Raw genomic sequence first — 21,726 nt, forward strand, 5'->3', positions numbered from 1 at the left:
GTTCGCGTACCAGATAGTCGTGTTCGGTGATCGGTTCAGCGGATGTCCCGGTAACTGGGTGGATTACAGCGTGGTGCGGGCGAGGGGGAGAGCGGCGACGGTGAAGGCGGTGGGCTGCTGGAAGAACAGGCGGCGCAGGTCGACGCCTGCGGTGACGGCGGCGGTTTCGATCTGTGCGCACGCGGCGTCCAGGGCCGTGTCGGTGTCGGCGGTCACGGTGACCAGGCCGGTCAGTGCGACGTCGGCGTGGCCGGCGATGAGTTGCCGTTCGCGGTTCTTGACGTCGGCGTACTCGATGGAGTCCTCTTCGCTGTCGACCTGGCCGCGACGGGCGCGTTCGGAGGCGTCGGCGATGATCGCGGCCTTGCGGCGCTGGACGTCGCGCAGTGCGGACTCGAGTCCCTGGGGGACGTAGGTGAGGGAGAGGGTGCGGCGGACTCCGGCGGTGAACATCAGGCCGTGCAGGAAACCTGCGCTCATCTCGGTGCGTGGCCAGTTCTCCACCCAGTAGGTGGCGTGGGTGGCGCTGTCGGTGGTGATCCGGTCGTACCCCTCGACCTGGACGACGGGTCCGGCAGCGGCTGGGTGGGCTTCCGCGTGGCCGGTCGGGGACCACTGCTGCAGCGCGGCGAGGGACTTGGGGTCATACGACGTGCGGATGACGGCGGCGATCTCTGGGGCGGTCAGCCAGCCGGTGACCATGAGGCCGGCGTTGCGGGCGGCCTGGGCGATGGAGGAGGTGGTCTGCTGCATGACGGTGAACGCGCCGGGCAGTCCGCCGCCGGCTTGCGAGATGAGCCGCTTGGCGGCCTTCAGGTCGAGGGATATGGCGAGGTAGGTCTCGTGCGGGGCGGCTGCTGGGCCCGCGGAGGCGACCAGCTCCGAGTAGATCTGCCCTGCGACTGGGGCCTCGGGCCGCCCGTGCTGGGTCCAATGGCGGGAGAGGGTGTCACCGGAGTCGGGGACGGTGCGTTCGAGGACCTGCACGGTGGCGACGTGGCCGGTGCGGGCGATGCCCGCGAGAGCGCGCCCCCACCCGTTGACGTTGTGGTTCTGGGTGGCCGCATCGAGCAGGGCAAACGCGCGGGAGGAGACGCGGGCGACGGCGGTGAGGGTCTGCTGATGGGGGTCGTGGACAGCGGCGGCGCCGTTAGCGGAGTCGCCGGGGGTGACGACCTTGAGGGAGGCGGCGGCGCCGGGCAGATGGAGGATGCCGTCCTGCCGTGGCCGGGTGACGGGCCGGGCGAGCCACAGGGACTGCCCGCTATGGCGGCGCCGGACATAACGGGCGACGATCGGCGCCCAGTCGATCAGAGAGCGGCCCTGGCGGCGGATGGCAACCACAACGACGACCGCCGCCCACAGCGGGGACAAGGCGATGGCACCGAGCAGGCCGGTGGAGATGACCATCACCAGCAGCAGCGCCAGCGCACCAGAGACGCAGAGGAGTTGGGGGAGAGTGAGGCCGAACAGGATGCCGCGGCGAGAGCGGTGCGGGAACTTCACCGTTGCCGGGGCCGCGGCCATAGAGGGGTCAGACAAGGAGAGTGGTCCTGAAACGAGGGGCCTGGGGGCGGAGAGGTGAGGAACCTCCCCGCCCCCGGGGATCGGGCATCGGGTAGGGGGTCAGAAGCCGGCCGGTGCAGGCGGCGGCGAGGCCGACCCGTTCGTGCTGGAGTTCTGCATGCCGACGGACTGCGTACCTGCAGAGGGCGGAGCGCCCTGCGGCGGCGGAGCCGTCGTCGGCGAAGACGACTGCCAACCGCCCGCCTGGCTGCCGACTGCGGCACCTTGTCCGAATCCACCGCCGGTGTCGGGGCTGCCACCGCTGTTGGGGCTGCCTCCCACCTGGCCGCTGGTGTCGTCGGCGACATGGGTCGGTGGCGGCTGGACGGCCTTCTCCAGGCCGGACTTGGCAGAATCTGCGCCCGGCGGCATGCTCGAGCCACCGGACTGCCCGCTTTCCTGGCTGCTGCCTTGGCTGTTTGAGCTGGAGGCGATGTCGCCGGGGAACCCACCGCTACCGGGGATCGAGTCCGGTCCCTGCGGAGCGGCCCCGGCTACCGCGCCTGCTCCGGCTGCCGCACCGCCGCTTCCGGCGGTGGCAGCCATCGCGGCGGCCCGTTTCCAGGTGCGTTCGGCGTGCTGCTTGGCAAGCTGCGCACCGGCGCCGCCGGCACGGTGCAGCGTCTCGCCGTCGGACCCCTCGGCTGCCCAGTGCACGAACTTGAAGGTCGCGTAGGGGCAGAGAAGCACCAAAATCATGATCACGATGCCCGCGAGGACATCGGCGAGCGCGGACAGGCCGTCCTTGGCCTCGGTCTTGCCCATGGCAGCGATACCGAGGACGAAGACGATGGTCATCAGGAGTTTGGAGACGACCAGGGTAGCGGTGGCCTCGATCCAGCCCTTGCGCCAGCGCCGTGCGACTTCCCAGCCGCCTCCGGCCCCGGCGAAGACTGCCAGAGTGACCATGACCAGGATGCCCACCTTGCGGACCATCATCACGCACCAGTACAAGACGGCACCGATGGTGGCTCCCAGGGCGACGAAGACGGCGACGAGCCAGCCGAGCCCGGCCAGCCCGGGTATCTCGTTGATCTTGATAATGCGTCGGACCGCGGAGGCGATGTCCGTGTTCGCGGCTTTGAACAGGCCAGCGGACAGGGCATCGACCACCTCGATCGCGACGGTGGTCAGGGCGATGGCGGCGAAGGCGAAGATCACACCAGACGCGGTGCCCGTGAACGCCTGGGTCAGGGCTTGTCCGTCGCGCCGGATTGCGGCGCGGACGAGCTGGGCGCAGAAGGTGGCGACGAGGACAACCAGTCCGATCGGCAGGATGGTCTCGTAATTGTCGCGGAACCAGCCCGCGTTGAGATCGACTCTGGTCGTGATGTCGACCGCCTTGGACGCGAGGTCGGCGGCTGCGGCGGCGAGTTCGCCGGTGCTTTTGGCCATCCAGTCGCCGATCGCCTTGCCTGGGTTGGAGGCGAAATCCACGGCTTCGCCGACCGTGCAGACCATGTCCGCGAGGGGAAGGTCACAAAACCCCATGGGGACTCCTTTCGGTCAGGGCGCGACGTTCGGGGCGATGGCGACAAGGGAGCAGTCGGCCGAGGGACGGCACTGCACGGCGAGGGTGATCGAGCGGTCCTCCGCGCCTTCGCCGCCCTTGGCCCAGGTGATGGTCTGCTTGCCCGTGACGGTCACGGCGTAGATGTACGCCTTGGTGATCGCGGAAGGGTCCTCGGCCAGGGCTTGCTTGAAGGCGGCCGGGTAGTGCCCCTCGGTGGCGATCGCGTCGGCGTGCTGCTTCTGGTCCGCCATCCGCGACCACAGCACGGGGTCGGGTATCTGTGCCGAGACCGATGCCCAGTCGCCGTACTCGCTCTCCTTCGTCATCCACGCCTTCATGCCGGCCAGCTGCTGGGCCTGGCTGGTGGTGCGGGTGTCGTACGACCAGAGCATCTTCGCGGCGGCCTTGGCGAACTCGACCGGGTCGGAGATCCTCGGCGGCCGGGGTACTGGGTCAGTCCCGGAGAACGGCTCGCCGGTCTCGGAAAGAGCGCTGTGTGTCGGCGACGGGGCCGGGACAGCGGCGCGAGGGCGGTCGCTGCGGCCGGTGAAGAAGGCGGATGCAGCGGCCAGGGCCAGCAGGCAGGCCAGGGCGATCGCGATCACGGTAATGCGGCGATTCGGTGACCAGCCGAGGCCGTACTCGAAGGGGCGTTTCAGCATCAGTGGACCTGCGACCCCAGGCTGCTGAAGAAGGCGACGATGCCGTTGGCCGCTCCGAGGCCGAGGGCGGCGCCGGCGGCCACGGTGGCGCCCTTTTTGCCGTTGGCCTCGGCCTGGTGGCCACCGGTGTGGTGGCCCCACGCCCAGACCGCGAGACTGACGGCGAGGGCGCCGACGACAGCGATGATGCCGAACAAGTTGATCGAGTTGACGACGTTCTTCAGGACGGACAAGCCCGGCAAACCGCCGCCCTTGGGGGAGATGCCCGGATCGTAGGCGAGTTGGATGACACGGTCAGTCAGTGAGGACATGGGTATGGCAGGCTCCTTGCGTGCGCAAGCCCAAAGGCGCGGGCAATAGGCGGAAGTTCAGGAAGAGGGGAAGGCGCGCGAGCGGGGTGAGAGCGGCTGGCGTCAGACGACGCGGCGGGCGGCGAGGACGTCCCAGTCCTTGATCGGCGTGATCCGCACGGGCTTGCCAGTGCGAGGCGCCTCGATCACCAGGCCCTCGCCGAGGTACATGCCGACGTGATCCGGGCGGGCCGCGGTGCCGCGACTGAAGAGCAGGTCACCGGGGCGGAGGGCCTTGGGCGAGATGGCCTTGCCCTCGCCGACCTGTGTGTACGTGGTGCGGGTGAGGGTGATGCCGGCGTGCATGTATGCCTGTTGCATCAGTGAGCTGCAGTCACAGCGGGCCATGGCGTCGGGACCGTGGGGGTTGGTGCAGGACCCACCCCACTGGTACATCGTCCCAAGCTGCTGCATCGCCCAGACGATCGCCTTCCGGGCCCGCGGATCCGTGCCGTTGGGGATCTTGTATCCCTTCGGGACGGCGCCCTCGGGGATCGGCCCGAAGGACGAGCCGTCGGCGGTATCGCATCCGGTCGTGGTGGCCGGCTTCTCGTCGTCCTTGCCTGTGTCCTTGTTCCCGGTGTCGGGGAAGGTGGCGGCGATCGCCTTTTGCAGCGCGGTCGCCAGCGGTTCCCACTTGGCGTAGGCGGTCGGGTAGCCGGACTTCTGTACAGCCTGCGCGGCTTGAGTGACGGTCAGCTGCTGCCAGCCGTCGACTTTGAGTAGCGCCTTATAAAACTGTTCGGAGGCGTAGACGGGGTCTTGGATCTGCTCGGCGGTGCCCCACCCCTGGCTGGGCCGCTGCTGGAACAGGCCAAGAGAATCGCGGTCGCCGCTGCCGAGGTTGCGCAGCCGGCTCTCCTGCAGGGCGGTGGCCAGCGCGATGACCTGCCCGCGCTTGGGGACGTCGAGGCTGATGCCAGTGGCGACGATGGTCTGCGCGTTCGGGATCTGTTCGCCGGGCCGGTCCAGGTCCTTGATGTGCACCTTGGAGGCGTCCGCGCCGTCGAGGATCTTGGTGACCTGCTCGGTGATCTTGCTCGTGTCCACGTCGGACACGCAGTCAAGCGGTGAGGCGGCGGTTTGGGCGGCTTCGCTGGAGGTGGCCATCATCATGGCGGTGCCGCCGAGGAGAAGGGGAGAGAGGAAGACGACGCCGATCCCGGCGGCGAGCCCCTTCAACCGGTGCGGCCCGCTCGCAGGTCACTGATTTCGGGCAGGGGCGGGTAACGAGACGTCATGCAGGGGTCCTTCGGATGCGGTGTCCGGCATGCCGCGTGCGCGGGTCGTGGTGGAAAGGGACTGCGGCGGCCGGGGTGGGCGAATCGGGAGGGTGGCTGGCGCAGGCGAGTAGCCGCTCGCCGTAGACGGCCTGGAAGTGAGCTAGGTGTGCCGGGGCACAGGAAGCCTCCACGGGGCAGAGGGGGAGTGAGCCAGCGGCGGTGTGCGCCGGTTCAAAAACAGTAGGCCCAGATTGGCGGTTGACCAAAAAGCCGGCGTGAGGTGCCGGAATCCGGCCCCCCTGGCGGGCACTTCTTGGTCGTCGGCCGATTCGCATCTACAGTTTTTGAACCGCCCTCGCCGTCCCCGGGCCGTGGCCACGGGTTTCCCCATGCCCGATTTCCGGCCTGCGTGAATTCCCTTGTGCGAGGGCTGCTCTCTCAATCCCTCACTCCCGAATCGGGGTACCTCTTTGCCTTTTTCCCTCCATCAGGGCGATGCCCTGCGCGTTCTCTCCACGCTGCCGGACGACTGCGTCGACTCCGTGATCACCGACCCGCCGTACAACAGCGGTGGCCGCACGGGGAAGGAACGCACCTCCCGCAGCGCGAAGCAGAAGTACACCTCTACCGACGCCAAGCACGCCCTGCCGGACTTCACCGGCGAGAACATGGACCAGCGCAGCTACGGCTTCTGGTTGACGCAGATCATGACCGAGGCCCACCGGCTCACGAAGAGCGGCGGCACCGCGCTGCTGTTCACCGACTGGCGCCAGCTCCCCATCACGACGGACGCGATCCAGGCAGCCGGCTGGCTGTGGCGCGGTGTGCTGGCCTGGCACAAGCCGCAGGCCAGACCTCAAAAGGGGCGCTTCACTCAGAACTGTGAATTCGTCGTCTGGGCGTCGAAGGGCGCGATCGACGGCTCCCGTAACCCCGTCTACCTGCCCGGCCTGTACTCCGCCTCGCAACCGTCAGGGAAGGCGCGGCAGCACATCACGCAGAAGCCCGTCGAGGTGATGCGCGAGCTGGTCAAGATCAGCCCCGAAGGCGGCACGGTGCTCGACTTCTGCGCAGGCTCCGGCTCCACCGGCGTCGCAGCCCTCCTGGAGGGCCGCGATTTCATCGGCGTGGAGAAGACCGAGCAGTACGCGTCCATCGCGGCCGACCGGCTCGCCGAGACCGCTTGCCAGACCCTCACCCAGGACGACGTCACTCTGACCGCCTGACATCCCAGAGCCCGCCAGGCGGCCTGGCCCGCTGGTGCCGCATTCCCCCGTCGGCAATGGCTTCAAGGAGGCCCTGTCTACCCATGTCCGAGTCCGTAACACCGCCCGACAAGGGCGAGTTGGATCCCATTCGCATCCCTGGACCCCACCTCGAAGGGATCGAGGCCAGTGTGCGCAGACTGATGGAGCAGTCCGCCGTGCAGGCCAAGCAGCTCGACCACCTCGCCTCAGCCCCGGCACCGGCTTCGTCGCCCTCTCCGTTCGCTGCCTTCGGCATGCCCGGTTTCGGTAAACCACCAACGGTGGTTCAGCCGGAGCCGCAGCCGATTCTGGAACTGGACGGCGAAGCGTACGAAGACGAACTCGACGCCCTGTCGGACTGGGTCGACGACTGGCTCATGCCGGTCTACGGGGCTGAGGTCACCACGGCGGCGCCCTGGTGCCTGCAGTGGCAGGAGCACGACGATGTCGTCGCCTGGCTCCACGCCTTGTGGCTCGCCTACCAGCAGCACAAGGATCCTGAGGCTGGATTGAGCGGCCTGTTCGTATGGCATCGGGACTTCCTCACCCATGCCATCGCAGCGATCCGCGCGCCGGGTGGTCCGCTGTCGGCCTGCATGACTTCTCCCGAACGGCCTGCGCACCGCCTCCTGCCTGGGCCGCCCCCGTCAGTGCGTACGGAGAAGGCGACCACGCCGGAGGCTGCCGGGCCGGACGAGCTGACGGCATGAATGCGGGAGAGCAGCGGCCGGCGTTCGGCCTGAGCTTCGATCCCCGTGCCCTGACCGATCTCCTTCAGGCTCCCAGCGATGTCCGCGACCTCACCCTCGCCTACTTGCAGGAAGTCGTGAACGCGCAGCGCTTCGGGCTCCGCCTCACAGGCGACTTGGAGGGCTACCGCAAGCTGTTCGTAGATTCCCGCAAGGACTGGCGCGTCGTCTACGGCGTCCGAGCGGCACCAGAGGCCTCCACGCACAGGCGGGAGATCCATGTCGTCGCAGTACGGCCGCGTGCGGGCAACGACGTCTACGACGAGGTCGGCCGCCGCCTGGGGATGACCCGTCGGCCGCTGAGCGCCCGCACACACGCGGCACGCTCCCGCTCCCCGCAGCTCACCACCCGCGGCCCCGTACCCAGGCCAGGACCCCTGCCGTCCGCGACGCCGGGCCTGCCCCACCCCGCGCAAAGCCCTTCACAGCTTCACACCCGCTGATCTCAAGGAGCTGCCTATGCCCCCAGATACCGCACCGAGATCTGCCCGGCGCGCTGTATCCCAGCTCGACCTGCGTATCGAAGCGGTGATCGGTCAGAGTATCGACACCCTGTGGGCCCACCGCGACCGCGGCGCCCTTAAGGAACCGCACGCCGAGCTGGCCGACCGGCACCGCGAGCTGGCCCATGCCGAGACCGGCGTGACCTTCTACCGCACCCTCCTGCACCGACTGTCCTCGGGGGAGTTCCTGGTCGATGCCGCTTTGCTCGAACGGATAGACCGCGCCGTGGACCAGCTGGAGGAGGCTGCCAGCGCCCGGGACACCGCCGCGCAGAGGGTGCTCGACGTGCTGCAGCCGATCGAGGCCGCCGCCCGATCGACCCCGAGTCCGGGGGAACAGCAGATCACCGCGCACGACCAGGCGGCGCTACTGGCCATCACCGGCGGCGCCAAGCTCTACGAGCACCTCCTGACCGGTCGACTGTCGGTGACTACCGCGTCCGGAACCCGTATCCCCTACGCCGAGCTGCAGCGGCTCCAGTCCGCCGGTCTCGTCGCCCGCGACACCAGCCACCCTGTCCACGCGGGCCAGCCAGTCAGCGTGACCGACGCCGGCCGAGCTGCACTGGCCGCCAACCGCCGCCCTAAGCCGACCGAGGTGCCGAAACCGGCGACGAGGCCCGGAGCGTGGCCATCCACCCCCGCACAACGGCGCTGACCTGCACCCAATCCCCATCGAGAGACTCAATGTCTTCCCCCGAACCGACCCCATCCGCCGGCCTGAATCGGCTCCCCGAACTGGACTTCCGGCTGGACGGCCTTGACGCCGACGAGAAGACCAACGACGCGTTCTTCGACCAGATCGGCGTGAGCGACGACATGCTCGTCCCGCTCGCCGAACACCACAGCGCCGATGGCGTCCGCAGCTTTTACGTCCTGTACGACACAACGGCCACCTACGACCACCCTGGCGTCCCCCACTACATCGCCCTCTACCTGCAACGGGACCAGGAGAAGCGGACGTTCCGCTTCGAACATGCGCCACTGCCGCTGCCAGCGATGGCGCAGTCCTGGCTGATCCACCGCGGCTGCCCGCCGGATTCCATCGGACTCGCCCCCGAGCTGCGCACTGCGCCAGCGGACGAGGCGACGCGGGCTCTGGAGCGACGGCTCATGGGGGACGGCGATCACCACGCACTCGGCTGGTCCTACACCCAGGACGACCCGGAGGACTGGGTCACCCTGGCGGCACTGCGAGCCCTCGACGAGCACGCTTCGTCTCCGTTCCGCGTCGTGATCGAGGAGGTTGCTATCAAGGCAGGGACGCACACTCTGCGCGAGGGCGGCTTTGAAACGGCCGAAGAAGCCCTGACGTGGTGCCATGACCGTCTACGCGGCACGGAAAGACCGCTCCCGCCTGTCCGCCCGAAGCCCTCCCGTTCCCGGCCGGCCGCCGTGCCGAAGACGGCCGCTTCCCACCCGCCGGGCCGTTCACGCTGAGCCTCAATCCCGGCCGGCGAGGCGCAACATAGCCGACGATCGCCGGTTGGCCAAACCGGCGATTCTCCGGACTCTTATACGGCCGCCGGGACAACCCCGCATCGGTGCTCCAGCATCCCCCTACCCGAACGGAGGGTACTTCCGCATGCGCGCAACCCGAATTGCCGTATCCGCCGTAATACTCAGCGCACTTGCCCTGCCGATGGCGCCGGCGGCCACCGCCACGGCTGCTCCGGCAGCCGCGCCGACGGGCGACCTAACCGCCCACTGCTGCAACGACCTGGGGTCGTGGGTCATCGGAGCCAAGGCCATGACCATCCGCTCCACGGCTTCGGCCAAGTCCGCCAGTGTCGGCGTGTCCTTTACCTCGGCCGCAAGTTCACCGTCCACAAGGCCAGCGGCAACTGGCATTACATCAAGGACATCACCAGCGAAGTGAAGGGCTGGGTGCCCGGAACCTACGTCTGCCGCGATACCCGCATGCGCCTGGACTGAGAAGCAACTGGCAGCAACTCGCCTCCATCACAAAGCAATTAGCCCTTCTCACTCGCAGCAACCCTGCCCTCCAGAGAGGAGTTCTCCATGTCCGACATCCCACTCGATGCGATAGACGATGTCGTAGGCGTGCTCACCGAACAGGTCGAAGCCCGATTCGGAATGAATATGGACCAGTTGAAGGCCGCCGTTGCCGCAGCGCCGACCGCCAATGCCGACGCCACCGGTCTGGTCAAGTGGCACGGCCTTCTCCTCGAATCGCAGGCAGCACTCGAACGTGCGGAAGACGCCCTCCTCGCCTCGCTGGATACCCAGCCCAGCGAGGTCGACGATCCGACGATGGCGTTGGCGCACCGCGTCAACGCGGCCGTCACCGCCCGCGACGGGCGGGCCATGGTCGTTCGCTGGCTTCTCGACCCGAACGCTACGGGTAAGCAGAACCTTGCCACCGAGCGGCTGGCCCGGGTCCGCGGGCGCCGGGGCCCGGCAGTACCGACCAGCGCTCCGCCCCGGCCAGCGTCTCAGCCGGGAAGGAGCCTGTCGCGGTGAGTGCCCAGCTCAAACTCAGCTCCTCGGACGACCGGCTGAACCGCGTCTTCGGCGCCCCGGTCCCCGACCTGTACACGCAAGCCGTCCGTCCCGAGGCTTCCCCAGCGTTGTTCCGCGCGCTGGAGCTGCGCTCCTTCCTCGCCCTGGCCGAAGAACAGGTTGCACAGGTCCGCGACCGCGTGCACGAGGCGATGGCCGCCGACCGCGACATGGACGAGCTGTCCGCTGAGGACCTGCGGATGGACGCGCAGTGGCTGGAGGCGGCGCTCGATGCCCGCGACGGCTACCGCGCCGCGCTCGATGACCTGCTGCGCACCATGCCCCCACCTGGCCAGCGTGCCCGGCCCGCCCGTACCACGCAGCGGCTCGCCACCGCCCTGCCCCCGGCCGTGGCCGCCCCGGTACCCAAGAGTGCTGGGGCGGCCCGGACCCACCGACCGTGAAAGCCCCCTGATTGCCCCACCCGACGTCCACCGAAATAGCCGGACGGATCGAGGACCTCTACGGCGCCCCGCTCGCCGCCCTTGAATCCCACGCCCAGGACCGCCCGCCCGGCATGCTCTCCGCCCTCCTCGGCATGCATGACACGCTCGCCTTCGCCGAGCGCAGCATCACCGTCCACCGCGCCCGACTCGCCCAACTTGTCCAACCCGAGCGCCAGATCGGCACACACGAGGCCTCACACCTTCTCGACTGCGCCCGCCGCCTCGCCGAGGCGGTCGCCGTACGGGACGCCCAGGCCAGCTCGGCTTCGGCTGTTCTGCAGAGCCTGGGGCGCGTTGAGTCGCCCGAGCCATCCTCCGCTGCCGCGCCCGCCGTGGTGCCCACACTCCCCGCCCCGGTCACAAGCGCCGCACCGAGCCGCTGACCCGCCGGGGTCACCCGTCACTCACCCAGGAGTTGCTCCCCTTGGCCCTCACCGGTCTGCCTCCCGATACCGATGCCGACATTGCCCGAGTCACCGAGGCGCTCGCCATGATCACTCCGCGCTGGAACGTGCGGATCCTGCTGGCCCTCTCCGGCTCGCCGCTGCGGTACAGCGAGATCGCGGCCAAGGTCTCCTGGCTGCAAAACGGCCAGCTCCACCCCAAGCTGCAGTCCCTGTGCGACGCCGGTCTCGTCCAGCGCACCGAGCACACCCCACGGCATGTCACCTACGGCCACACCGACCGCGCCACCACGCTGCTGCCGGTCCTGCCGCTGATCGTCGCCTGGGCCGAGCAGTACCTGGAGAAACCGGAGAGGCCGCTTCCCGTGATCGAGCAGGTCGAGGACAGCCTCACCCTCCTGACCCGGCGACACGCCGCCGCGATCCTGTGGGCGCTCAAGATCCGGGGCGAGGCCAGCGGCCGGGCTCTGGCCCAGAAGGTCATGCCCGGCAGCGACTGGACCAACGTGTACCCGCCGCTTCGGCAGCTCGTCGAGGACGGTCTCGTCGAAACCGCCGGTACCGGGCACCCCTACCGCCTGTCCATTGCCGGTGATGGTCTCGGGCCCGTCCTGGGCGCACTGTCCGCATGGTCTGCCGGACAGCCCCTCGCACAGGCCGCGCAGCACCCGGTCTGGGGTCATCCCAAGACCGCGCCCGATCAGCGGATGTGGCTCAGCAACCCGCCGCGGATGCCAGCCCCGACGACCACGCCCGCACCCCACAGGACCGGCCAGACCGCGCCACCGTCCTGGCAGCGCAACGCCCTGTTCTCCCACGCCACCCCCACCCGCCCACTGGCGGCACTTCCGACCGGAGGCCCGCGCCGATGACCACCCTCACCCAGACCGGAGTCCGGCACGCCTGCACGGTGCTGTCCACGCCGGCCCTGATCCGCCTGGTCACCGAGATCGACGACAACGGCCCCATCCCGCCGCGCGGACTGACCGGCACCCTCGCCAACCTCCCTGTCCCGCAGCTGCGTCAGGCCGTCGAGCAGGCCCGAGCTCTGGGGCTGATCCACCACCGGCCCGGTGCCGGCCTTTGCCTGACGGCGTCCGGATCCGACCTGGCCGACGTGTACGACGCAATGGCGCGCTGGGCTCGCCACCATTGCGTTCCGGCGCCGGTCTGCAACTTCACCAGTCGTGTCCGGCACACCCTCTCTCTCCTCACCGTCCCACTTGCTGTGGCTTCGCAGGGCGTTACTGAGGGATCCGGAAGTGCTCCCCTGGCAGGTGCCGAGGCCGACGAGGACCTTGCCACGCCGCGCGGCCTACTTCACCAGTGGCTGCACGCTAACCCGCAGCTGGTCCAAGGCGTAGAAGACGAGCTAGCCGCGTGAGGGCAGACAGAGGCCGGCCCGTCCGCCGTTCCTTCCTTTTCCGCGACGTCTACCTGCCCCGCTCGGCCGACGGCGCAGCGTCCGCGGTGGCCACCTACGGCATTCCGCTCAGCGTGGCCGCGACGACAAGGTCGGCCACGCTGACGGGACTCGCGTTCGCACTGGAGTGGCTGCCCCGCCTGGTGGCGTTCACGATGGCTGGCACCTTCGTCGACTGCCACGGAACCGTCCGCGTCTTCCGCATGGCGTGCCTCGCACGCACCCTGGCCGCGCTCATGGCGGCCCTGCTGCTGGCCGTCCCCGGTACAGGGGTGCCGGCGGCGGTGACGGTGATGGCGCTCGCCCCGCTGACCGGCTTCCTCACCGAGTGCAGCTTCATCGCGGCGGAGACCGCCGGCAGCGAGGCGAGCCGGACAGCCGGAGCCCGGACGCACAGGGTCCAGTCCGTTCTGCTGGGCATCGACCAGACCGCCATGCTCGCCGGCCCCCTGGCCGCCGGCCTGCTGCTGACGCACGGCGGACCCGCCGTCATGCTCAGCGCCCTCGCCGCTCTCTCTCTGCTCGCCGCCGCCCTCGTCCCGCCCCAGCCGACCGCGCCAAGCGGTTCCCCAGAAGGCCAGAGCGGTGTACGGGCCGGCTGGGGCACTCTACGCGCCCTACCCGCCCTGGCCTGGCTGGTCGGCGGCCTGATCGTCTCCAATACAGCCATCGCCCTGCTCCAGGCGGCCATGCCGGTCATCGTGGTCACCGAACTGGGCCGCTCCAGCGCCGATGCCGGACTCATCTGGTCTGCCGCAGCCGTCGCCTCCCTGCTCGCCATCGCCGGCGCCCGCCGCGCAATCGACCGATGGGGGCTGTGGCCCGTCGGCGCCACGGCCGCCGTCATCGCAGCCGGAGCAACCCTCGCCATCGCCCAGGCCCACACCTATCGCGGATACGTCCTGCTGATCGCCGTCCTGATGGCCGGCGAGGGCGGCCTCACCGTCGTCCTGCGCTCCCTGCGCTCCCACCTCATCCCGCGCGAGGTATTCGCCAGCACCCTGAGCCTGACGATCCTGCTGCTCCTGGCGCCCTTCCCCGCCGCCGGACTGCTCGTCGCAGCGCTCCCGCCCGACCTGATCGGGCACGCCATCACCGCCGCCGCCCTCCTGCAAGCCCTCGGCCTCTTCGCCGCCTTCACCCGGCTGCGCACCCTGCACAGCATGCCCGCCTGAGCCCCGCCCCGAAAAGAACCGTTGCGTTCCTGCCCCCACTCGGCAGGACGGACTGCCCGGCCTTGGCCTCCCGTTGCCCGGACAGCCCCACGATCACCGACCAGTTCCGCGACTTCGACGCCCAACACCGTGGAGCTACCGAGCCCTGGAACGGCTCGTCGAGGAACGCCTCGCCGCCGGAGCCGGGCCGGTCGGGATGAAGGCACTCTTCGAGGCCCTGCGCCGGCGCCAGCCGGACGGGGTGAAGGGCCTGAACAACAACTACACGGCTCTGTATGCCAGGCGGCTGCTCGCCGTCCATCCGGAGTGGGCGTCCGTGATTGAGGTCCGCCGCCGGCGCAGCCCGTGAAGCTCACCTCCCCCCTGCCCCCATATTTGATCATTGAGGAGTTCGTTCTTGTCCGACCGTCCTGTCGTCCTGGTCGTGTCCGCCGCCGACAAGGAAGCCGAGGCGTACCGGGGCTACTGCCTCGAAAGCGTCGCTGCCGTCTACGACGTCGTCCTCATTACCAGCGAGGAGCCGTCGTGGGAGGTGCCCTATATCCGGGACTGCGTGGTCGTGCCCGACCCGACCGACCAGGCGGCGTTGTCGGCCGCAGGCCGAGCCCTGGCCGAACGCCACGATGTCATCGGGGTATTCACCTGGACCGAGTGGTATCTCGTCCCCGTTGCCCGCCTCGCACGCCAGCTCGGCCTGCCGACCACCGCCCCGGAGGCGATGCAGGCATGCCGCAACAAGGCAACCGCGAGGAGCCTGTTCGCCCGCCACAGAGTTCCGTCGGCCTCATCCGTGAGCGTGCGCACCCTTCAGGAGGCGCAGAGGGCTGCTGATCGGATCGGCTACCCGGTCGTCCTGAAGCCGGCCGCCCACGCCGCCAGCATCGGCGTGATCCGCGTCGACACCCCCGACCAGCTCACGGCCGCCTATCCGTTCGCCGCTCGGGCCGCCGGCCTGGGCCTGGAGAGCACCGACATTCTGGTCGAGGAATACCTCGACGGACCCGAAGTCTCGGTCGAGTGCGTCACCTATCGGGGCGAGACCACCGTCGTCGCCGTCACCCGCAAGACCGTCAGCGACCCGCCGTACTTCGAGGAACTGGCACACTCCGTCGACGCCGCAGACCCACTCCTTACCGAGGTCGCCCCCGCCGCGCGGGCCGCGATTCGCGCCCTGGGGATCACCGACGGTGTCAGCCACGTCGAGATGCGCCTTGTCGGCGGACAGCCCCGGCTCGTCGAGGTCAACGGCCGACTCGGAGGGGACATGATCGGCCACCTGGTCCGCCTCGCCACCGGCATCGACCTGCCCCGCGCGGCAGCCGACATCGCCTGCGACCGCGCACCCGACCTCACCCCAACCAGAGCCTCTGCCGCCGCGATCCGCCTGATCTACCCCGACACCTCGGGCACCCTCACCAGCCTCCACCTCGACGGCCCCCACCCGCCGTGGCTGGAACGCGTCCACTTCCAGCACCACCCGGGCGACGAGCTCATACTGCCCGCCGAGGGCGGCGACATGTTCACCGCACGCATCGGCTACGCGATCACCACGGCGCCCACGGCAGACCTCGCCCACTCCCGCGCTGAACAGGCCGTTCGCACCCTCGGCCTCAAGATCTCTCCCCGCGCCGTGAGCCAGAGCGCCCGCATCGGGCCCAACGCATGAGCCAGGCCGTTATGTCCGTGCGCCGCAGCCGCGGTCTGCTAGCCGGCTACTTCCTCGGCCTCGGGGTGATCATGGCAGTCTGGGGCGCCCGGATGCCGGCCGTTCAGCAGGCTGCCCACCTGAGCACCGGGCAACTGTCCCTGGTCCTGCTGGCCGCCGCGCTCGGCATGGTGGCCGGCCTGCAGGCCGGAGGACGACTCGCCCGGCCCGAACGCCTTCCCGCTCTGCTCACCTGGGGCGCGGCCAGCCTCGCTGGCTGCCTCGCCCTTCTCGGCCGCTGCGGCAGCCTCCCCTCGCTGTTCATGGCCGCGCTCGCCTTCGGCATCGCGCATGGCGTGCTGGACGTCGCCGTCAACTCCGCGGCGGTGCGCTGCCAGAACGCCTCAGGCAGGCCCATCATGTCGTCCCTGCACGCCGCCTACTCCCTCGGCGCCCTGGCCGGTGCCGCTCTGGCTGCGGCCACCGCCCACACCACGCACCGCACCCTGTTTCTGACGACCGGCCTGCTCCTTGCCGCAGCCACGCTGACCGCCGCCCCGGTGACCCGGAAGCTGACGGGTACCGACCAGCCGTCGGCCACCGCCGATCAGGACGAGCCCAGAGCCTCTCGGCCGCCCGCCAAGCTGTGGCTGCTGGGAGCGCTGGCTGCGGCCACCCTGCTGGGAGAAGGAGCAGCCGCCGACTGGTCGGCCGTCCATCTGCACAGCCTGGACGCTTCCGCTGCGGTGAGCGCAGCCGCCTTCGCCGCCTACAGCGCGGCCATGGCCACCGGACGCCTGACCGGCGACCGGCTCACCGCAACCTTCGGACCCGCTGCCGTAGTGCGGGCCGGCGCCGTTCTCGCGGCGGCCGGGCTCACCACCGGCGTCCTCGCCTCCAACACCTCCGTGGCCCTGGCCGGCTGGGCACTCTTCGGACTCGGCCTGTCCACCACCGTTCCCAGCCTGATCAGCGCCGCCGGAGCCGACGGCCCGAGCGCCGTAGCCACCGTCGCCGTCACCGGCTACCTGGGCCTGCTCGCCGGACCCGCCCTCATCGGCGCCATCGCCAGCATCACCACCCTCCCCACGGCACTGCTGCTGCCCGCCCTGCTCGCAGCCACCGTAGCCGCCCTCGCCCACAAAGCCCTGGAGAAGCAAACCCCTTGAGAACCGACACCACCACCGGCCTCGACGCCGTCATCCTCGACTACAACGGCGTCATCGGCCTCCAGCCCACCCGCGCCCACTGGCTTCGACTGGCCCGCACCGCCTCCTGGCCCGAAGACGATCTCGCAGGCTTCCAACGAGCTTTCTGGAACGCCCGCGACCTCTACGACGCCGGCCAGCTCAGCGACCTGGCGTACTGGGCGCGCGTCCTTGGTGCCCACCCCGGCTCCCGCCTGCTGCGCGAACTCCTCGCCGCGGACACCGCCATGTGGACCGAGACCGACGAGAGCGTCCTGGCCGTCCTACGCCGCGCCCACGCCACTCCACTGCGAATGGTGCTGCTGTCCAACGCACCCGCCCATCTCAGTACCGTGCTCGACACCCACGGGTGGCGACGCCTGATGACCCACGCTCTGTACTCAGCCCGACTTGAGGTGTGCAAGCCAGACCCGGCCGCCTACCACCACGCCCTGCGAGCCACCAGAGTTCGCGATCCACGACGCGTCCTGTTCGTTGACGACCGCGCCGACAACTGCCAGGCCGCCGCCCGCTTGGGCCTGCGAACGCTGCACTACACCGGCTCCAGCGATGCCCTCCAAGACGCCCTGGCGCTCGCTGCCTGACCCGCCTTCACCACTCAGGAATCTGTGACCTCTCACGACGACCTGCGCACGATTGACGGAGACGTCTTCGTCTCTCCGCGCCACCTCGCCTCTACCACCGGAATCGGCGATCCAGCTCTCGCCCCGCTCATCGACCTCGGCTGGGACCTCCATCACGACGACCTCGGCAACGCCTACGTCAACGCCCCCGACCGCAAGATCCGCCTGGGCTACCTCCCCGAGGGCGAGGACGACGGGCTCTGGCGCATCAACGCCTACCGCGATCCGTTCGGGCCACCGACCTGGGGCGTCTGTTTCAACGACCGCGTCCCGACCGAGTTCGTCCAGGCGTTCACCACCGTCCTCGCCACGGCGTACCAGCAGGGGCCGGACACCTACCTCGCCCGGCCGGTCTCCGGGACTGACGAGCACGATCCCTTCCTCGCGGTCGTACCCCTGCTGAAACAGGGTTGGGAGATCGACCGCCCGCGCTGGGGCGTCTTCGCCATCCAGGCCCCGGACGGGCTCGCCGGCCTGGAGTTCACCACCGGCGATCTCGACCCGGATGCCGAACTGACCACGCGGGACGCCCGCTGGCAGCTGTGGGCGGGCAACTCCATCGACCGGCCCGTCTGGTACGCCACGGCCAGCACCGACACCCCCGTCGACCTGCTCACCGCCGTCACCCAGTGCGTCGCCGACCCGGCCCCGTTGCCCCGCTGGCGCGAGGAGACCTTCAGCTACATCAAGGGCATGGCCCAGCTCACCCCGATCCTTCCGCCCGGACCGCCGGCCCCCACCCCGCTCGATGTGCAGCGGGCCGTCGCGTCCCGCCGCCCGGCCACGCTTCCCGCGGCCAGCGTCCCGCGCTGGAGCACCACCAGCCGACCGGCCCTGCCCGGCCCCCGCCGATAGGACCAGCCCGACCCCGACCGGAGACCCCTCTTGCCCCTGCAAGCCGCCGAGTTCTTCGCCGAGCTGTGCCTCCCCTTCCACGACAGCACCGTTGTGGGCAACACCTACTTCGCCGCCCCCGTCCCGGAAGCTCCGCTGCGGCTGCGGATCGATTTCACCGGCACCATCCACACGGACACCTACGGAGGGCTGCGCCTGGCGGTCGTCCACCCGGACCGCGGCGAGATCGACGTGGTGGCGCTCAGTTTCGTAGATCACGGAACTTTCCACCGCCGCGACGAAGCCACCAACACCCGGCCGAACACCAAGCAGTACGGCACCTTCGGCAAGCACCACCGCCCCGGCCGACCCCCGTGGGACGGGGCCGTCACCACCGGGCTGCGCGACGCCATCGAGCAGTACACCGCCGTCTGGTTCCCCGGCGCCTGGACCGCGTCCGCGTCGAGGCGCAAGGCCGGCCGTACACCGCGCAGCACTCCCGTCCCGTCGGCCACTCCCTCCGGGGCCCGCACCCGCTGAGCCCTCGTACCGATCCCCGCGCACCGCAGTTCCGCGCAACCTTCCCGGCAGGAGCCTCTCCCTGTGTTGCCCGACCCGCTCCCCGACCCCTTCAAGGACCTCGACCCTGCCCAGACCGTGAGGGTTCTCCCACGCCACCTCGCCGGTCCCGGCCCCATGGACCTTCAGACGATCTGGCCCTTCCCGTTCGACCAGGACTGGACGCTGCACCAGCCCGACGAAGGAGCGGCCTACGCCACCAGCCCGTGCCTTCGGCTGTGGATCCGCCTCCTCCCCGAACCCGACACGTGAGGGAAGGGCACATGGACCATCGGTGCGAACCGCGCCCCATTCGGCGAGACGGCCTGGCGCATCACCTTGGACGCCACCACCCCCGCCGAACTCCTGCACGACGTCCACGCCGAGCTGCTCGACCTCTACCTCGAAGACCGCCACAGCGACCAGGACCGCCTGTTCGAGGACGCGACGGCCCCGCACGAGGTGTACACGCCGCTCCTCGCCCGCGGCTGGAGCCACAGCATCAAAACGGACGGCACGCAGACCTTCCACGCACCGGAGGGCGAGGGCGCCGTGCGACACCGGTACGCCACCACCGGTTCGGACGGCTGGCGGGCCCGGGCCGGATACTCGCGCGAGCCGCTCTGACAGGTCCGCTTCTCCCTCGGCGCGCCCACCACACTCGCCGCAGCCTTCACCGCCTCGCTGGTCTCAAGCGAGCCACTGCACCGAGCCGTCAAGGACATCCCCTTCTTCACCCGCCGTCACCTCTACGTCGCACCAACTGCGGCCAAGCAGCCCCCAGTTATCCGACGCCCGCTCTGCCACCCGCGACGCACGCCGCCGGCCGCACTCGCTGACCTTCCCCCAACTGATCAAGGAGCCCTCTTCCTCGTGCACGCACGTCTCGTCCGATCCGCCGCCGTAGCCGTCGCGGCGGCCGGCACCCTCACCTGGGCACCGGCCGCGAGCGCCCAGCCCTCCGAACCGACCCCCTCGGCCTCTGCCGCCACCGCCGAAACGCCGGCCCCGGACGCGGGCAGCGTCGAGATCACCGCAAAGGACGCGGCCGGGGATGTCCTCCCCGACGCCGCGTTCCTGCTGCTCAACTCCACCGGCCAGGAAGCCGGACGCGGGAAGACCGACGCACAGGGGAAGCTGACCTTCCCCAACCTCACCCCCGGGGTCTACCGGCTCAAGGAGACGGCTTCCGGCAGCCCGCTCCACGAGGTCGTCACCGACCAGGACGTCATCGTCACCCCGGGCGCGACCACACGGCTGACCATCACCGACCCGTTCAAGGCCGCCAAGGTCCTTCTACAGGCCAAGGACGACAAGACCGGCAAGCTCCTGCCCGGCGCGACCGTGAACATCGGTTCCGGCGACAAGTCGCTGCTCACTCTCACCACCGGCTCCGAGGGCACAGCCTCCGGAGAGCTGCCGGTGTCGAGCCGGAAGGCGCAGTTCTGGGTCAAGGAGATCAAGGCCCCCGCCGGCTACGACCTCTACAAGCCGACCAAGACGTTCACCGCGGGCCCCGGCGCCCCGGTGACCGTGACCGTCACCAACGCCAAGACCGCGACCGACCCGAAGCCCGACCCCTCGGACAAGCCGACGCACAAGCCCACCCCCACCCCGTCCACCCCGGGCAAGCCGAGCAGCGGTACCGGCGGGGCCACGCCGTCCCCGTCGGGCAGCGACACACCGGATCCCGACTCCTCCACCCTGGCCGCGACCTCGGTCGGCGACTCCACACCGAAGGCGCCGACGGGCTCCCTCGCCCACACCGGAGCTGACGCCACACCGTGGCTGATCGGGGGCGCGGCAGCGCTGATCGCAGCAGGCGGAGGCGCCCTTGCCCTGGCACGCCGCAGCCGCACGGACAGCCCCACCGACGACTCCACCGAGAGCTGACCCGCACTCCACCCCTCTTCACGACACAGAGCCCCCGAATTCCACAGGCTGGAATCCGGGGGCTCTGTCGTCTACGAACGCGCGGATGGCTCATTACCCTGCCGCAGTGATCGAGCCCTTCCCGCTGCCCGGCGATCCCTCAGAGCTGCGCCTGCGCATCTCCTGCGACGACGAACTCTCCCGCAGGCTGACACGCTGGAGCGCTGGAACGCGGCCATCCTGCACCGCCGACGCACCCCCGGCGCAGGGCACGAGCCGGTCAGACCCAGCGGTTGCGTGGCCCCCGACGGCCCCTCGTGCACGGTCGAGGACGTTGCCGTCGGGTCCATGACGTTCTACCGGGTGCACCTCGACCGAGGCCGCAACGCGTTCTGGGCCATGGAGGAGGAATCGGAGGAGCTGTACGAGACCGCCCAGGTACTCCTCGATCCCGAAACGGGCTTCTTCACCGACGAAGTCAGCGAACGACTGGAATACGTCGGCTCAGCGCTGCTCGTCATGGATCGAGTGACGCTGGATCCCCCATGGCGCGGGCACGGCCTGGCGGCCGTACTCGCTTGTGAGGCGATCACCGGCTCATGGCCGGCTGCCGGGCCATCACCTGTTCGCCCGGCATCACCGACCTCAGCAGCCGACGGCTGACGGACAGGTCTGAATGGGACCGCGTGAACTCCAGGATCGCCAGAGGGTGGGAGAGTCTGGGCTTTCGTCCCTACCGAGACAACGTCTATCTCCTGTCTCCCGCCTCGCAGGACCTTGAGGAGCAGCGCGGCGCACTTCGCCGGCATCTTGCCGAACTCGGTGCGTCCTGGCGGAGCGGCGCTTCATGATCGGCCTCGCCAGCGCGTGAGGCGAGCACTCCAGAAAGCCTGCGAACCCCGGGGGCGGGCCGGTGGCCCCTCTCGTTCCGGCTGTTTCGGAGGCGGGGCGATCCTGTCGGGCTCCAGGTTGATCTTGTCCGGGTGCACGCAGGCCGGAACTCCCTCGTCGAGGGTGTAGCGGTGCCCGTTCACCGGGTTGAAGGGGCACTCCCAGGAGGGCCTGCTGTAGACGACGAACTGCTCTCGTGGGTATTGCGTGGCGGGGCAGATTCCGCAGACCGGCCGCTCTGGGTCCCCTCGGTCGGGGTCGAGGTATGGCGGGCCGGTGGGTTCCGGGATCTCCATAGCAGGCATAGGGTA

27 protein-coding genes are annotated in these 21,726 nt (G+C 69.8%); 22 read left to right on the forward strand and 5 right to left on the reverse strand.

All coding sequences use genetic code 11. From position 1 onward, the window contains the following. Positions 1–63: 63 nt before the first annotated feature. From BIV24_RS15370 to BIV24_RS15390, 5 genes are all read right to left on the reverse strand, one after another. On the reverse strand, positions 64–1,527 hold the full coding sequence (locus BIV24_RS15370; RefSeq protein ID WP_425442568.1) for an SCO6880 family protein: 1,464 nt from the start codon (positions 1,525–1,527) through the stop codon (positions 64–66). Positions 1,528–1,626: 99 nt separating this feature from the next. Continuing rightward, positions 1,627–3,057, reverse strand: a complete 1,431-nt coding sequence (locus tag BIV24_RS15375) for an SCO6881 family protein (protein ID WP_071366860.1) — start codon at positions 3,055–3,057, stop codon at positions 1,627–1,629. A 15-nt stretch (positions 3,058–3,072) separates the two neighbouring features. After that, positions 3,073–3,741 (reverse strand): hypothetical protein, encoded by a 669-nt coding sequence (locus BIV24_RS15380; RefSeq protein WP_071366861.1) that lies wholly within the window; start codon positions 3,739–3,741, stop codon positions 3,073–3,075. Next, positions 3,741–4,052, reverse strand: a complete 312-nt coding sequence (locus BIV24_RS15385; protein ID WP_107459466.1) for a DUF6112 family protein — start codon at positions 4,050–4,052, stop codon at positions 3,741–3,743. The genes BIV24_RS15380 and BIV24_RS15385 overlap by 1 nt, the downstream gene beginning before the upstream one ends. Before the next feature lie 102 nt (positions 4,053–4,154). Beyond that, on the reverse strand, positions 4,155–5,273 hold the full coding sequence (locus BIV24_RS15390) for a C40 family peptidase (RefSeq protein WP_071366863.1): 1,119 nt from the start codon (positions 5,271–5,273) through the stop codon (positions 4,155–4,157). A gap of 511 nt (positions 5,274–5,784) precedes the next feature. Here BIV24_RS15390 and BIV24_RS15395 point away from each other — a divergent pair. From BIV24_RS15395 to BIV24_RS15495, 22 genes are all read left to right on the forward strand, one after another. Beyond that, positions 5,785–6,540 (forward strand): DNA-methyltransferase, encoded by a 756-nt coding sequence (locus BIV24_RS15395; RefSeq protein ID WP_071366864.1) that lies wholly within the window; start codon positions 5,785–5,787, stop codon positions 6,538–6,540. A gap of 182 nt (positions 6,541–6,722) precedes the next feature. Beyond that, positions 6,723–7,271, forward strand: a complete 549-nt coding sequence (locus BIV24_RS15400) for a DUF4913 domain-containing protein (protein WP_071366938.1) — start codon at positions 6,723–6,725, stop codon at positions 7,269–7,271. After that, positions 7,268–7,753: a hypothetical protein gene (locus BIV24_RS15405; RefSeq protein WP_071366865.1), complete on the forward strand. Its 486-nt coding sequence runs from the start codon at positions 7,268–7,270 to the stop codon at positions 7,751–7,753. Before BIV24_RS15400 ends, BIV24_RS15405 begins: the two co-directional genes overlap by 4 nt. Before the next feature lie 16 nt (positions 7,754–7,769). Then, a complete protein-coding gene (locus BIV24_RS15410; RefSeq protein ID WP_071366866.1) occupies positions 7,770–8,471 on the forward strand; it encodes a hypothetical protein in 702 nt (233 codons plus the stop codon). Between the two features lie 29 nt (positions 8,472–8,500). Beyond that, a complete protein-coding gene (locus BIV24_RS15415; RefSeq protein WP_071366867.1) occupies positions 8,501–9,253 on the forward strand; it encodes a hypothetical protein in 753 nt (250 codons plus the stop codon). A 288-nt stretch (positions 9,254–9,541) separates the two neighbouring features. Further along, on the forward strand, positions 9,542–9,748 hold the full coding sequence (locus BIV24_RS36245) for an SH3 domain-containing protein (protein ID WP_342745253.1): 207 nt from the start codon (positions 9,542–9,544) through the stop codon (positions 9,746–9,748). A gap of 87 nt (positions 9,749–9,835) precedes the next feature. Continuing rightward, positions 9,836–10,297: a hypothetical protein gene (locus BIV24_RS15425; protein ID WP_071366868.1), complete on the forward strand. Its 462-nt coding sequence runs from the start codon at positions 9,836–9,838 to the stop codon at positions 10,295–10,297. Then, positions 10,294–10,740, forward strand: coding sequence for a hypothetical protein (locus BIV24_RS15430; protein WP_071366869.1), 447 nt, complete (start codon positions 10,294–10,296; stop codon positions 10,738–10,740). The genes BIV24_RS15425 and BIV24_RS15430 overlap by 4 nt, the downstream gene beginning before the upstream one ends. 11 nt (positions 10,741–10,751) lie before the next feature. Continuing rightward, the gene (locus BIV24_RS15435; RefSeq protein WP_071366870.1) at positions 10,752–11,165 is read left to right on the forward strand and encodes a hypothetical protein; all 414 of its coding nucleotides are present in this window, start codon (positions 10,752–10,754) and stop codon (positions 11,163–11,165) included. A 41-nt stretch (positions 11,166–11,206) separates the two neighbouring features. After that, the gene (locus BIV24_RS15440; RefSeq protein WP_071366871.1) at positions 11,207–12,058 is read left to right on the forward strand and encodes a winged helix-turn-helix transcriptional regulator; all 852 of its coding nucleotides are present in this window, start codon (positions 11,207–11,209) and stop codon (positions 12,056–12,058) included. Beyond that, on the forward strand, positions 12,055–12,570 hold the full coding sequence (locus BIV24_RS15445) for a hypothetical protein (protein ID WP_071366872.1): 516 nt from the start codon (positions 12,055–12,057) through the stop codon (positions 12,568–12,570). Before BIV24_RS15440 ends, BIV24_RS15445 begins: the two co-directional genes overlap by 4 nt. Next, entirely contained in the window at positions 12,567–13,784 is a 1,218-nt protein-coding gene (locus tag BIV24_RS15450) for an MFS transporter (RefSeq protein WP_071366873.1), read from the forward strand. Before BIV24_RS15445 ends, BIV24_RS15450 begins: the two co-directional genes overlap by 4 nt. A gap of 196 nt (positions 13,785–13,980) precedes the next feature. Next, the gene (locus BIV24_RS36250) at positions 13,981–14,133 is read left to right on the forward strand and encodes a hypothetical protein (protein WP_342745254.1); all 153 of its coding nucleotides are present in this window, start codon (positions 13,981–13,983) and stop codon (positions 14,131–14,133) included. 48 nt (positions 14,134–14,181) lie between these two features. Beyond that, positions 14,182–15,450, forward strand: coding sequence for an ATP-grasp domain-containing protein (locus BIV24_RS15460; protein WP_071366874.1), 1,269 nt, complete (start codon positions 14,182–14,184; stop codon positions 15,448–15,450). Further along, a complete protein-coding gene (locus tag BIV24_RS15465) occupies positions 15,447–16,598 on the forward strand; it encodes an MFS transporter (RefSeq protein ID WP_071366875.1) in 1,152 nt (383 codons plus the stop codon). The genes BIV24_RS15460 and BIV24_RS15465 overlap by 4 nt, the downstream gene beginning before the upstream one ends. Next, positions 16,595–17,221, forward strand: a complete 627-nt coding sequence (locus BIV24_RS15470; protein ID WP_071366876.1) for an HAD-IA family hydrolase — start codon at positions 16,595–16,597, stop codon at positions 17,219–17,221. Before BIV24_RS15465 ends, BIV24_RS15470 begins: the two co-directional genes overlap by 4 nt. Before the next feature lie 24 nt (positions 17,222–17,245). Beyond that, a complete protein-coding gene (locus BIV24_RS15475) occupies positions 17,246–18,115 on the forward strand; it encodes an SPDY domain-containing protein (RefSeq protein WP_071366877.1) in 870 nt (289 codons plus the stop codon). 30 nt (positions 18,116–18,145) lie between these two features. Further along, on the forward strand, positions 18,146–18,634 hold the full coding sequence (locus BIV24_RS15480; protein ID WP_071366878.1) for a hypothetical protein: 489 nt from the start codon (positions 18,146–18,148) through the stop codon (positions 18,632–18,634). A gap of 63 nt (positions 18,635–18,697) precedes the next feature. Continuing rightward, the gene (locus tag BIV24_RS35395; protein WP_245766820.1) at positions 18,698–18,925 is read left to right on the forward strand and encodes a hypothetical protein; all 228 of its coding nucleotides are present in this window, start codon (positions 18,698–18,700) and stop codon (positions 18,923–18,925) included. 60 nt (positions 18,926–18,985) lie between these two features. Continuing rightward, positions 18,986–19,279, forward strand: coding sequence for a hypothetical protein (locus BIV24_RS35400; protein WP_245766830.1), 294 nt, complete (start codon positions 18,986–18,988; stop codon positions 19,277–19,279). A 246-nt stretch (positions 19,280–19,525) separates the two neighbouring features. Continuing rightward, positions 19,526–20,545: a SpaA isopeptide-forming pilin-related protein gene (locus BIV24_RS15490; protein ID WP_071366879.1), complete on the forward strand. Its 1,020-nt coding sequence runs from the start codon at positions 19,526–19,528 to the stop codon at positions 20,543–20,545. 327 nt (positions 20,546–20,872) lie between these two features. Beyond that, entirely contained in the window at positions 20,873–21,187 is a 315-nt protein-coding gene (locus BIV24_RS15495) for a hypothetical protein (protein ID WP_143064612.1), read from the forward strand. The last annotated feature ends 539 nt before the right edge of the window (positions 21,188–21,726 follow it).

The sequence above is a fragment of the Streptomyces colonosanans genome (assembly GCF_001866645.1).
GTDB lineage: Bacteria > Actinomycetota > Actinomycetes > Streptomycetales > Streptomycetaceae > Streptomyces > Streptomyces colonosanans.

Excerpts from the sequence above, each read along its gene's own strand:
- BIV24_RS15495 (WP_143064612.1), top strand. The coding sequence starts at position 20,873 with ATGACGTTCTACCGGGTGCACCTCGACCGAGGCCGCAACGCGTTCTGG.
- BIV24_RS15465 (WP_071366875.1), top strand. The coding sequence starts at position 15,447 with ATGAGCCAGGCCGTTATGTCCGTGCGCCGCAGCCGCGGTCTGCTAGCC.
- BIV24_RS15375 (WP_071366860.1), bottom strand. The coding sequence starts at position 3,057 with ATGGGGTTTTGTGACCTTCCCCTCGCGGACATGGTCTGCACGGTCGGC.
- BIV24_RS15400 (WP_071366938.1), top strand. The coding sequence starts at position 6,723 with ATGGAGCAGTCCGCCGTGCAGGCCAAGCAGCTCGACCACCTCGCCTCA.
- BIV24_RS15405 (WP_071366865.1), top strand. The coding sequence starts at position 7,268 with ATGAATGCGGGAGAGCAGCGGCCGGCGTTCGGCCTGAGCTTCGATCCC.
- BIV24_RS15385 (WP_107459466.1), bottom strand. The coding sequence starts at position 4,052 with ATGTCCTCACTGACTGACCGTGTCATCCAACTCGCCTACGATCCGGGC.
- BIV24_RS15370 (WP_425442568.1), bottom strand. The coding sequence starts at position 1,527 with ATGGCCGCGGCCCCGGCAACGGTGAAGTTCCCGCACCGCTCTCGCCGC.
- BIV24_RS15445 (WP_071366872.1), top strand. The coding sequence starts at position 12,055 with ATGACCACCCTCACCCAGACCGGAGTCCGGCACGCCTGCACGGTGCTG.
- BIV24_RS36250 (WP_342745254.1), top strand. The coding sequence starts at position 13,981 with ATGAAGGCACTCTTCGAGGCCCTGCGCCGGCGCCAGCCGGACGGGGTG.
- BIV24_RS15425 (WP_071366868.1), top strand. The coding sequence starts at position 9,836 with ATGTCCGACATCCCACTCGATGCGATAGACGATGTCGTAGGCGTGCTC.
- BIV24_RS15410 (WP_071366866.1), top strand. The coding sequence starts at position 7,770 with ATGCCCCCAGATACCGCACCGAGATCTGCCCGGCGCGCTGTATCCCAG.
- BIV24_RS15415 (WP_071366867.1), top strand. The coding sequence starts at position 8,501 with ATGTCTTCCCCCGAACCGACCCCATCCGCCGGCCTGAATCGGCTCCCC.
- BIV24_RS15380 (WP_071366861.1), bottom strand. The coding sequence starts at position 3,741 with ATGCTGAAACGCCCCTTCGAGTACGGCCTCGGCTGGTCACCGAATCGC.